General features: G+C 55.8%; 7 protein-coding genes. 3 read left to right on the top strand and 4 right to left on the bottom strand.

From position 1 onward, the window contains the following. The 3 genes from ACLQ7H_RS18080 to hmpA form a co-directional block, all read right to left on the bottom strand. Window positions 1-4210: DUF6531 domain-containing protein (locus ACLQ7H_RS18080; RefSeq protein ID WP_411753851.1), on the bottom strand; the 4210-nt coding region annotated here is incomplete at its 3' end. Window positions 4211-4220: 10 nt separating this feature from the next. Beyond that, on the bottom strand, window positions 4221-5006 hold the full coding sequence (locus ACLQ7H_RS18075) for a DUF4123 domain-containing protein (protein ID WP_411753850.1): 786 nt from the start codon (window positions 5004-5006) through the stop codon (window positions 4221-4223). 422 nt (window positions 5007-5428) lie between these two features. Then, window positions 5429-6619 (bottom strand): NO-inducible flavohemoprotein, encoded by a 1191-nt coding sequence (gene hmpA, locus ACLQ7H_RS18070; RefSeq protein WP_411753849.1) that lies wholly within the window; start codon window positions 6617-6619, stop codon window positions 5429-5431. Between the two features lie 342 nt (window positions 6620-6961). On the opposite strand from hmpA, the gene glyA reads away from it, so the two are divergent. Together glyA and ACLQ7H_RS18060 are read left to right on the top strand one after the other, a co-directional pair. Next, window positions 6962-8215 (top strand): serine hydroxymethyltransferase, encoded by a 1254-nt coding sequence (gene glyA, locus ACLQ7H_RS18065; protein WP_024529358.1) that lies wholly within the window; start codon window positions 6962-6964, stop codon window positions 8213-8215. Between the two features lie 160 nt (window positions 8216-8375). Next, a complete protein-coding gene (locus tag ACLQ7H_RS18060) occupies window positions 8376-9527 on the top strand; it encodes a 3-phenylpropionate MFS transporter (protein WP_411753848.1) in 1152 nt (383 codons plus the stop codon). Here ACLQ7H_RS18060 and csiE read toward each other — a convergent pair. After that, window positions 9524-10789, bottom strand: coding sequence for a stationary phase inducible protein CsiE (gene csiE, locus ACLQ7H_RS18055; protein ID WP_411753847.1), 1266 nt, complete (start codon window positions 10787-10789; stop codon window positions 9524-9526). The genes ACLQ7H_RS18060 and csiE overlap by 4 nt on opposite strands. 145 nt (window positions 10790-10934) lie before the next feature. On the opposite strand from csiE, the gene ACLQ7H_RS18050 reads away from it, so the two are divergent. Further along, window positions 10935-11252: DUF1007 family protein (locus tag ACLQ7H_RS18050; RefSeq protein ID WP_411753846.1), on the top strand; the 318-nt coding region annotated here is incomplete at its 3' end.

The following is an 11252-nucleotide window of genomic DNA, read 5'->3' as shown; positions in this document are numbered from 1 at the left end:
TGACCAGTTCCTGCGGGGTGCCCAGGTGGTCATTCAGGTAGTAGTAAATCTCCGACTGGCGTCCTTTGCCCAGTAACTGCGCCAGCGGCACAAAGCTGCCGGGGCTGTACAGGTAGCTTTTATAGGTCGCCAGGTGCGCCGGTTTTGGGTCGTCCGCCGTAAAGATATTATCATCGTCGGCGCATTCTGCCACCATCCGCTCACCCTGCCAGAAGAACCGGGTAAGGGCATCGGGCCGTTGCGAGAGCAGGTCCTGCTTTTGGATACGCCGCCCAAACGCATCATAGGCATAGGCAAAGTGTGTTTTCTGCCCCTGTCGTTGCTCGATAAACTCCACCAACCGGTGCTGGCAGTCATAACGGAACTCCCGCACCCACAAGGGTTTGGTGCTGCGCACTTCACGTGTCAGGTTGCCAAACTCGTCATACTCGAACCGCACATCGCCTTTCTGCTTCAGCAGGTTGCCACGGACTTTCGCCCCACGGGAGGTGGCGTCGTTCCCTAACACGTTACCCGCCGCATCGTGCTCAAATTGTTCGCTGATACCCCGCCAGCGCAATTCCTGCGGCAAGGCTTCGGGGTAGGCTATCGGGTGGTGCAAGGCTTCAGTCAGGCGATGTTGCTTATCGTAGCGGTATTCCCGGTTGCCCTTGTGCGGATCGAGGATCTGCGTCAGGTTGCCTGCCAGGTCGTACTCGTACCGGCGCTGCATCACCGGCGTCACGTCTGGGGCGTCACCCTCTAGTTCTGCCTGCACCACGGCGGTGGCCCGTTGATGGCGCAGGCGTTGCTGCCCGTCGTAATCAAACTCGCTCACCACCTCGCCGGTGATACGCCGGGTTTCCTGCTCGCCGCGATACTGGTGCTCACTCAGCAACTGGCCATTCAGGACGATACGCGAGACTTGCCCTTGCTGGTACTGGTACGCCAGCAGGTTGCCGTCAGGCAGGCGTTGGCGCGTCAGGTTACCCGCGCTGTCGTAGCCGTAGAACAGGCTGGCAAAGCCCTGATACTCCTCCGTCAGGCGACCAACCTCATCATAGCCGTACGCCAGCGGCCACTGCCCATCGTCCACCAGCCGCAGGCGGTTAAAGCTGTCGTAGGCGTAACTGACTTCCTTGCCGTCTGGCAACACCTTGCGAACCAGCCGCCCGGCAGCGTCCCGCTCATAGCGGGTGACCAGCGCGGTCTGTTCACTCTGGCTGGTGCCGTATTCGGTGCGCTGGGTCAGGTGCCCGTTCAGGTCGTAGGCATAGAAGAAGTGGCGCCCGTCAACCGTGTGTTCTTCACTCACCAACCCGTTGGGGTGATAGGCCAGCCGGTGGTGTTCGCCATTCTGGTTGATGATGTCGCTGACGAAGTTCTTCGGGTTGTCATAGCGGTATTCCACCTGGCTGAGGTCAGGGTAAATGACTCGGCTCACCAGATGGGAGTTGGGATGGTATTCGTACTGAGTGGTCAGCCCTTTTTCGTCACGCTCGCTGGTCACCTTGCCGTAGGCGTTATAGCGGTAGTGGCGTACCGTGCCGTCAGGCGCGTGAATAGCCTCCAGCCGGTTGGCGGCGTTCCAGGTATAGCGGGTACCGTGGATACCGGCATCGTCCAGCGGGCTGTCGCTGTGCCGGATCACCTGCCCCAGCAGGTTGTAACGATAATAGTGGGTCAGCCCGTTGCGCTGATGGTGCTCCAGCACCTGGCCAAAGGCGTCGCGGACAAAGCGCTCGCGACTGCCATCCGGGTATTGCACCTCGTTGAGTGCCCCTTGCGCAGACCACCGGTAGTGGCAGGTATTGCCCAACGCATCGGTTTCTTCCGTCAGGTTGCCGTGCGTATCGTAGCGATAGCGTTCACGGATTTTGTCCTCCTGATCGAGGCTCCAGGTGGTTTTCTCTACTACTCGGCTCCGCGAATAACGGTATTGGGTCTCTTGCCCGTCAGGGGTGCGCACCCAGGTGCACTGCAAGTCACCGTTATAGCCATACTCGGTGCGGTTGCCCAACGGATCGGTTTCACTCAGCAGCTCACCGCGTTCACCGTATTCGTTGAGGTGGATCGCGCCGTCCGGGTCGACCTTCTTGATCAGGCGGCGGAAGCGGGTGTCATGTTGCCAGGTCTCCCGTGAACCGTCCTGATGGACCACAGTGACGGCCCCGGGTTGTTCATCCCACAGAAAACGCTGGTCAAAGTGTGGCAGGTTGCTCCAGTGGCGCACTGTACGCGCCTGCTTGCCTTCTCCTTGCCATTCCCAGTAAAACTCGGCCCCGCCGGCCAACTGCCGCAGGCTGAACACATGGTCATCGCGATATTGATAACGCTCGGCTTCTCCCGCCGCATTGATGGCGGCACTCAGTTGCCCCCGCTCATCGTACTCATAGGTCATCAGCGAGTAGGCCGCATCTTCTCGTCCGGCCTCAGGGAGCAGACTCAGCTGCGTCAGGCGCCAGCCTTGAGGCAACTCCTGATAGCTGAACTGCAAGGCGGCACCGGCCGGATGTTCCAGCCGAACCGGTAAGCCATCGTGATAATGCAGGGTCAACCGCTGCTGGCGATGTGAAAGGCCGGTGATGCGCCCGGTCGTCTTGCCCGGCAGCCGCTGTACATGCAACACCCAACCCTCCAGGCTACCGGCCATCAGGCAGTAGCTATCAGGCTCCTCGTCCAGATAGGCGGCGGCCCCGGCCACATAGTTAAGCCCGCTGGGGGAAACTTCAGTAGGTAACGGCAGGGTGGTGGTGAGGGTCTGATGATCGGTCCAATGAAGTTCATCACCGATAAACTCCACCTGATGTTGCAGGCTGTGGCTCCAGCCAAAACCCAACACGGAAGGGCGTTCGACCGCGGTGGTGCGGTACTGACGCTGGAAGATAAAGGGTGTCAGGCCAATCAGTTGCCCATCGTCCAGGGTGAGCAATTCCTCGCCGTTGATCAGCGAGACCGGGCAGCCGGTGCCGGGGGTGCACTGCGAGCTCACCGTGGGCTGCCCTGTCGCATCGGTCGCGGGGCTGTTTTTCACCGTGCCTGAGTTATCAACCAGGCCAGTCTGGTGGTTGGGATCCACCAGGTTTTTCCGATCCTGTTTTAACTTGGTATTGGCCTGACGCTTGAGGTTCCATTGGCGGGTTTTTTCAAAGAACCGTTTGACCAGTTCCAGGGTAGCAAACAGGATTGTCTTGAGCCCCTGCCAGACATGCTGCAAGGCGCTGCCCAGTTTTTTCAGCAGACGGCCTATCTTATAGACCAGGAACGCGACCCCCAACCCGGCGGTCACCAGGGTCAACAGCGCCCCGAAGACAATGCCGACCAACGCATCACTGATAATGGAGCCACCGGCCTCCACCATGGGTTGCAGCAATGCGTCCCAGGGGTACATGCGTACGTGCAGTGCCACCGAACGCATAAACAGGTACAGCGCGGCTTCGTCATTGAACAGCGCCAACAGCTCACGGGTCGTCTGCTTGCTGCCTTCCAACAGGGACTTCAGCTTCTGTTCATCCAACTGGGTGATCAGATCTTTATACTTGCTGGCTTCCGCGTAGATTTTCTGCCCGTACTTTTCGGGATCTGCGATCACATCACAAGCCAGCTTCACGTCATCCCACAGGCCAAACATGCCCTTGTACAATCCGTTACCCAGTGCGGTCAACAGGCCGGCATTGATCGGGCTGAGCTGCCACTGTGGCCTGTAGATCTGCCATTGCGTCGACAAGGTGTCGTACATCTCCAGCATCAGATCGTCATAGGCTTGCAGCATCTGGTCATTGTGTTGTGCAAACTGGGTATCGGTGGCTTTAACGTAATATTTCTTGCCCGCGGTCAGGCCGGGAAAGCGCGCTACGCCTTGCTCATCGGTTTGCTGGGTCGCCACCTTCGAGTCAATACCATAACGGACGTCTTCATAGATCTCGATGGTCACATCGGGGATGGGCAGTTCAAGCGTGGACTCATAGGCGAGGGCCACCTTGATCTCGCCACTCTTCGGGCAGGTCACTACGCTACTCTCGAAGCTGCGATCGTTTTCCGAGACCACGGTCTTGCTGTCGTTGAGCCGCAGGGTTTTCTCCATCTCCAGCGTCGGCCCACCCAGGCGCCCGGAAATGCTGCTGGCCGTGGCCCACTCTTTGACAATCTGCCGATATTCTTGGGTGATCAGGGTCTTGTTCTTGAAGCCCAGTAATTCATTATCAATACTGGCCATATATTCGGTCGTCATAGTCCATTACTCACGGTCGAAAAGGGGAAACGTTGAGGGGGATGACCTCGAACGGATGGCTACGGTGGCTCAGCGCATCGACCAGGGCCTGGGATAGCCGGGCGGTGCGTTGCTTCGGATCTGGTGTCTGCTGCCAAATTTGTGGGTAGAGCCGCAGCGCGATTTGGCGCAACACCGGTTCCGGCACGGCTTGATAGAGTTCAAACTCATTCTCGCGCAGCCAGGTCAGCAGGTTGGCGATCAGCGGTGCCGGGTCTTCATCCAGCAGGGCATCCACCATCCCTTGGGGCACCTGCCACCAGGGGCTCATCTGGGCCTGCGCAGTGGGATCCACCGGGCAGGTAAAACCCTCGCCGTTCACCCAGTAATCAGAGAACACCGGCAGGATAGTGCGCCAGTCATTGCCAAAGTAGCGCAGGTAAGCGGGTAAGAAGCGGCCATCCCAATAGCGGTAAAACACCGTTTTGCCGCTGGGCATGATCACCTGCGTCAAACCGGCAAGGTGGGCCGCCAGGGCAGCCTGCGGCAACGGCGAGCGTGCCAGCCAACCCCAGTTGCGCAGGGGTGTTTCTGCCACCCAGCGCAGGAACGGACTGCCTTCATTGAGTTGCACCAGCACCGGCATCACCTCGTGCCAGTTGGCATACGGCGTGTTGGCGTAAAGCCCGAAAGGTGTGCGGTTGCCATCCTCACGGTAATAGGCTTTGATGCCTTGTGCGCCGTTGGTGTTGGCCAAGATGGCGTACAACGGCGTACCTACCGTGTTCCTTGCCCAGTCCTGTACGGTCTGTTGCATCTCTGTTCCTCCTTGAAAGATGACGCAAATAGTGAGTCCACTGATGCGATCAACGTACACTTGCCATAATTAACAACGTGAATGAACAGGCGTTCCTGTCAAAAAATTTATTAGCCTGACGGGAGTATTGCGAGAGTTTCGGATCAGATTACTGGCGAAAATACAGCGGGGTGCTGAAAGCTGGGTCATCCTTGCGCTCCATGCAAAGTCCTTATCAATGGGGCGTAGATTTACCACAGTGTCGGAGTAAAAACGATAGCGGAAAGGGGAATAACATTAAGGAAGTTGTAGATTTGAGATTGATGTCAAACTGACATTATTGTTGATGATTATCGCGGGCACCGTTTCTGCTGTACCCGCATTTATCGCGCAAAGTAATCAATAACATTCGCACCTGATAATGTTATCAAGACACTAGAATGTTACAGGACCTTATGCGGGCCGAAGCATTCATAGTGGATACGTTCGGCCTCCACGCCCATCGCCAGCAACTGCTTACCCACGTGCTGCATAAACGGCACCGGGCCGCAGAAGTAGTAATGCATCTGCGGATCGCTAAACTCGCTACGCAATGTGCTCAGATCCATCAGGCCCTGGCTGTGATAATCGTGGCCCTGCACATCATCGGCGTTGGGTTCACGGTACCAGACATGACGGCTCAGATTAGGCATGCGCCCGGCAATATCTGCCACTTCATCAGCAAAGGCATGCACTGCACCATTTTCTGCGGCATGCAGCCAGTGGATGTTAGCCGGATGCTGATTGTTGTGCAGGGTGTTAAGCATCCCCAGCATTGGCGTTTGGCCAACGCCTGCCGAGATTAATGCCACCGGCGTAGTAGGTTCTACCTGCAGGAAGAAATCGCCGTGTGGTGCCGCGAGATGAATGATATCGCCTTCTTTGGCCTGCTGATGCAGGAAGTTGGAAACGGCGCCCTGTTCCTCTCGTTTGACCGCGATACGGTAATATTCTCCGTTCGATGCGGTGGTGAGTGAATACTGGCGGATCTCCTGATGTTGCAGGCTGCCATCATTAATATAAACCGCCAGATACTGACCTGGTTGGTAGTCGGCCACGCGGCCACCGTCTACCGGTGCCAATACAAAGCTGGAGATGACCGCGCTCTGCGGCTGTTTTTTTACGATGCGGAAAGCACGCAAATCACGCCAGCCGCCGTCACTCTTTTCCGTTTCCTGGTAGATTTGGCCTTCACGCTGAATAAACACGTTGGCCAGCACCCCGTAAGCTTTTCCCCAGGCATCAAGCACTTCCTGGCCAGGGCTGAACATTTCGTCCAACGTGGCTAACAGGTGGTGGCCGACAATCTGATACTGATCGGGCTGGATATTGAAGCTGGCGTGCTTCTGGGCAATGCGTTCTACCGCAGGCAGCAGAGCGGCCAGATTTTCCAGATTGCTGGCGTAAGCGCAGATAGCATCGAACAACGCCTGGCGCTGATCGCCATTACGCTGGTTGCTCATATTGAAAATATCTTTCAATTCCGGGTTATGGGCAAACATGCGATCGTAGAAATGGGCGGTCAGTTTGGGGCCGGTTTCGGCTAACAGGGGAATGGTAGATTTAACGGTGGCGATGGTTTGACTATCCAGCATGGTGAGACTCCTTGGCGGGCGTTTTTATGTCTGTCTAATAGGTGTATTTTAAATGCATCTTATAAATTTATCCCGCGCTTGTAAATATCCTTGTTGTTGTTACGGGGTTGTTAACCGTCGATAGCCTTCACAGAACATGAAAAAAGCGCATTTTGTTGATGAGTAAAACTCCGTTGCCAAAATGCGGTCTTTAAGGGGGAAAAGCCTTACGCCACCTGATGCCAATCGTTTGCGTAAAAACCTCTGTCAAGACCTATCTTCGATAGGCCGAAACGGTTTACACTGTGGCCCAGCACCCGTAGGGGTAAATTAAGCTAGCTGATTTCAGTCAGGAGATGCCGGATGTTAAAGCGTGAAATGAACATTGCTGATTATGATGCCGAACTGTGGCATGCAATGGAGCAGGAAGTGGTGCGTCAGGAAGAGCACATTGAGCTGATTGCGTCTGAGAACTACACCAGCCCGCGCGTGATGCAGGCCCAGGGTTCCCAACTGACCAACAAATACGCCGAAGGCTATCCGGGCAAGCGTTACTACGGCGGTTGCGAATACGTTGATATCGTTGAGCAACTGGCGATCGATCGTGCCAAAGAACTGTTTGGTGCCGACTATGCCAACGTGCAGCCACACTCTGGTTCCCAGGCCAACTTTGCCGTTTATACCGCGCTGCTGCAGCCGGGCGACACCATCCTGGGGATGAACCTGGCACACGGTGGTCACTTGACGCACGGTTCACCGGTGAACCTGTCCGGTAAGCTGTATAACGTGGTGCCTTACGGCATCGACGAAACTGGGCAGATTGACTATAACGATCTGGCCAAACAGGCGCAGACCCACAAACCAAAAATGATCATCGGTGGCTTCTCGGCCTTCTCCGGTGTGGTTGATTGGGCAAAAATGCGTGAAATTGCTGACAGCATCGGCGCTTACCTGTTCGTAGATATGGCACACGTGGCAGGCCTGATTGCCGCTGGCGTTTACCCGAACCCGGTTCCTCATGCCCACGTCGTGACCACCACCACCCACAAAACGCTGGCGGGTCCGCGTGGCGGCCTGATCCTGGCCAAAGGTGGTGATGAAGAGCTGTACAAGAAGCTGAACTCTGCCGTCTTCCCTGGCGGCCAAGGCGGCCCACTGATGCACGTGATCGCCGGTAAAGCGGTAGCGTTGAAAGAAGCGATGGAGCCTGAGTTCAAGGTTTACCAGCAGCAAGTGGCTGATAACGCCAAAGCGATGGTGAAAGTGTTCCTGGAGCGCGGTTACAAAGTGGTTTCCGGTGGCACTTACAACCACCTGTTCCTGCTGGATCTGGTGGATAAGAACCTGACCGGTAAAGAAGCCGATGCCGCGTTGGGCCGTGCCAACATCACCGTTAACAAGAACAGCGTGCCAAACGATCCGAAGAGCCCGTTTGTGACTTCTGGCATCCGTCTGGGTACCCCAGCGGTGACTCGCCGTGGCTTTAAAGAAGCCGAAGTGCGTGAACTGGCTGGCTGGATCTGTGACGTGCTGGACAACCTGAACGACGAAGCCACTATCGAACGTACCAAGAAGAAAGTGCTGGATATCTGCGCTCGCTTCCCGGTTTACGCCTAAGTAGTTCGATTGGGTTGCAGATAAACCCGCCTCGGCGGGTTTTTTTAGCGTTGTTGCAGCTAAACTGTGAACTACTTTGCACTCTAGCCCTTTGGGCATGAATGAAGATTGCTGCTAGGTGTGAGCTCTGTCAAAGTATTGCCCTCATCCTGGAGGGAACATGGTTCTGCAATCAACGCGTTGGCTCGCTCTCAGTTATTTTACGTACTTCTTTTCCTATGGTATCTATCTACCGTTTTGGAGCGTTTGGCTAAAAGGTGAAGGGATACCGCCTGAAACCATCGGTATCTTGCTCGGCGCTGGCTTGGTGGCGCGCTTTCTGGGTAGCCTGCTAATTGCTCCACGTGTTAAAGATCCCTCTTATTTAATCACCGCGTTGCGCCTGTTGGCATTGCTCTCTCTGGCGTTTGCCGTCGGCTTCTGTTTCGGTAATGGCTGGGCCTGGCTGATGCTGGTGATCGCCGGTTTCAACCTGTTCTTCTCCCCGCTGGTTCCCCTGACCGATGCGTTGGCTGCCACCTGGCAACGGCAGATCACCCTCGATTATGGCCGGGTGCGGCTGTGGGGATCGCTGGCCTTTGTGATCGGTTCGGCGTTAACCGGTAAGCTGGTGTCCGTTTGGGGCCATAATGCGATTTTGATCAGCCTGTTGGTCAGCATCCTGGCGATGCTGGTGGGCATGTTGCTGAAACCGAGCGTGCAGCCACAAGGTGAGGCACGGGCGCAGAATGAACCTAGCCGCTCCTGGCGCGAACTGCTCAGCGAAGGGCCTGTCTGGCGCTTTCTGTTGTGCGTCACGCTGTTGCAAGGGGCGCATGCCGGTTATTACAGCTTTGCCTCCATCTATTGGGAAGAGGCGGGTTACTCTGCGGCAACTATCGGTTACCTGTGGTCTTTGGGCGTGGTCGCCGAAGTGGTTATCTTTGCCAGCAGCAATTTCCTGTTCCGCCGCTGGAACGCGCGTAATCTGCTGTTGCTTTCCGCCGTGTGCGGCCTGCTGCGTTGGGGCTTGATGGCAACAACCACGGAAATCGGCTGGCTGTTGCTGGTGCAAGTGCTGCATTGTGGTACCTTCACGGTCTGCCATCTGGCGGCAATGCGCTTTATTGCGGCGCGTCAGGGGGCGGAAGTGATCCGTCTGCAGGCGATTTATTCGGCTCTGGCGATGGGCGGCGGCATTGCCGTGATGACCGTGGTGGCGGGCTTCCTGTTCGAGCACTATCAGGGGGGAGTGTTCTGGGTGATGGTAGCGGTGGTGGTGCCAGCGTTGTTTATTCGCCCACCGGCGGTGGCGGTTAGCAGTAACCGCTAATGGCTTTCCAGCAGCGCACGGATCGCTTTGCGCTGCTGACGCTCCAGCGGCAGTTCGGTAATAATCAGCGTGGGTGGTTGCTCCTGGCTCGGTGTGGCGTAGGGGGTAATCACCAGCGTAATCCCTTGCGGGGCGCCAGCGAGCAGATAATCGTGCAACGGCTGATATTTGATATTCAATGGCAATAGCGTCAGTTCGCGGATCTGATATTCCACCTCTTCTTCCCACTGTGGGTTATCCAACGTCAGTAATAGTATCTGCTTTTCATGCAACGCATTACCTTGCATCAGCCAGGCACCAAAGCTGATCGCCACTAGCCCTGCCTCTTCCCGCGAAAATTGAATCTCATATTCCTGTTCAAACGGCGTTAATGCCTCCTGCGTGGTACGCATCAGCCGGGGATATTTGCGAACCACCTCTTCCAGTAGCGTATTGTCGATGCCGATAGCAAACCGGCAGCGTTCCACTGCGGGGGCCAAATGGGCAAACAGCTGGCTGATTAATCCCTCCTGACTGCTGAAATGCATGCCTGAAATTTGCTGGAAACGTTCCACCACCTGCCCAATGGCCGCCATCAAGCGTTGGTCCTCTGGCGATTCGCTGCTCTGGTAGCTGTGACTTTTCAGTAGGGTAAACATCAGCACCAGGTAATCACATTCGTTAACGTCACTGTGGTGGCCAAACAGCTGATTCAGAGCTTGATGCAGTTCCGCTGCCGCCAGCTGTTCTGGTTTGCTTTGCAGCCATTCATGCTGGCGGCGATCAAATTGAGGAGAGTGCTGATGATGGCTGGCCCAGACGCAATAACAAAGATAGTGTTGCAAGAACTGCCGGTCGCGCTGTTCAAAACGGCGGTTAAGGCGCTGTTCACATTGGTTGATGCACAATTCCAGTGCCGGTAGCTGTTGGTGCTGAAGTTGCATCGCCCGCTGAAACTGAGGGCCGAAGTGTTGTTCGACAAACTCAGGGCTACACCGCAAGGCTCGCCGGAGCCATTGGAGCAGGCACAAACGACGATCCAGCGCGCTGCCCAGGATCTGGTAGCCCTCGTCGGGATCGCCGCTGATTTCCAGATGATGGAAATGCTGGATCTCACTGGCAACCTCGGCTATATCTTGCCGGGTCATGAGCAGGTCTACGCCGTTGATTTGGCCGATCGTCTCCAGTTGTACCTTGGGTACTGGCGCATACAGCATCAGCAGTAAATGACAGCGCCGTTGTTGACCGGAGAACTCAGGCGCAGAAGAAGTCTCCAGGCTCATATCACCTTCTGGCATGTCGTGTTTAAATTAGGTTTAAGCATAGCAAAAGGCTCCGCGGGGGCGTGGCAGTTACCCCTGCTTTTACTTCGGCTTACTACTTTCGTCACAGTTATTCGGCTTGTTAACGCCGGTTGAGGTTTGGTTGATGTTATATTATAACAATAAAACGTATGCTTGGATGATGAAACGCCGTGGCCTGGTGGCCTGCTTACTAATGATGATCAGCATGGGCGCACTCGCTCATCCTCACAGTTTTATCGATATGAACACCACTTTTGTGGCTAAGGATCAGAAGCTGACCGGTTTAAAAATGGTTTGGGTAATGGATGAAATCACTTCGGCGGATCTGCTGTATGACGCAGAAAATGCCAACAGCGATTCAGAAGTCTGGAAAAAACTGGCGGCGGAAGTGATGGCTAACGTCCTCGGGCAGCACTATTTCACCGATATTTACCGCGCAGGC

This window comes from Serratia sp. (in: enterobacteria) (genome assembly GCF_046715635.1).
Taxonomy (GTDB): domain Bacteria; phylum Pseudomonadota; class Gammaproteobacteria; order Enterobacterales; family Enterobacteriaceae; genus Chania.
The sequence above is the reverse complement of the archived record's forward strand: the minus strand, read 5'-3'. Positions and strand labels throughout refer to the sequence as shown.

Coding starts and splice junctions, on each gene's coding strand:
- ACLQ7H_RS18075 (WP_411753850.1), bottom strand. CDS start 5,006: ATGCAACAGACCGTACAGGACTGGGCAAGGAACACGGTAGGTACGCCG.
- hmpA (WP_411753849.1), bottom strand. CDS start 6,619: ATGCTGGATAGTCAAACCATCGCCACCGTTAAATCTACCATTCCCCTG.
- glyA (WP_024529358.1), top strand. CDS start 6,962: ATGTTAAAGCGTGAAATGAACATTGCTGATTATGATGCCGAACTGTGG.
- ACLQ7H_RS18060 (WP_411753848.1), top strand. CDS start 8,376: ATGGTTCTGCAATCAACGCGTTGGCTCGCTCTCAGTTATTTTACGTAC.
- csiE (WP_411753847.1), bottom strand. CDS start 10,789: ATGAGCCTGGAGACTTCTTCTGCGCCTGAGTTCTCCGGTCAACAACGG.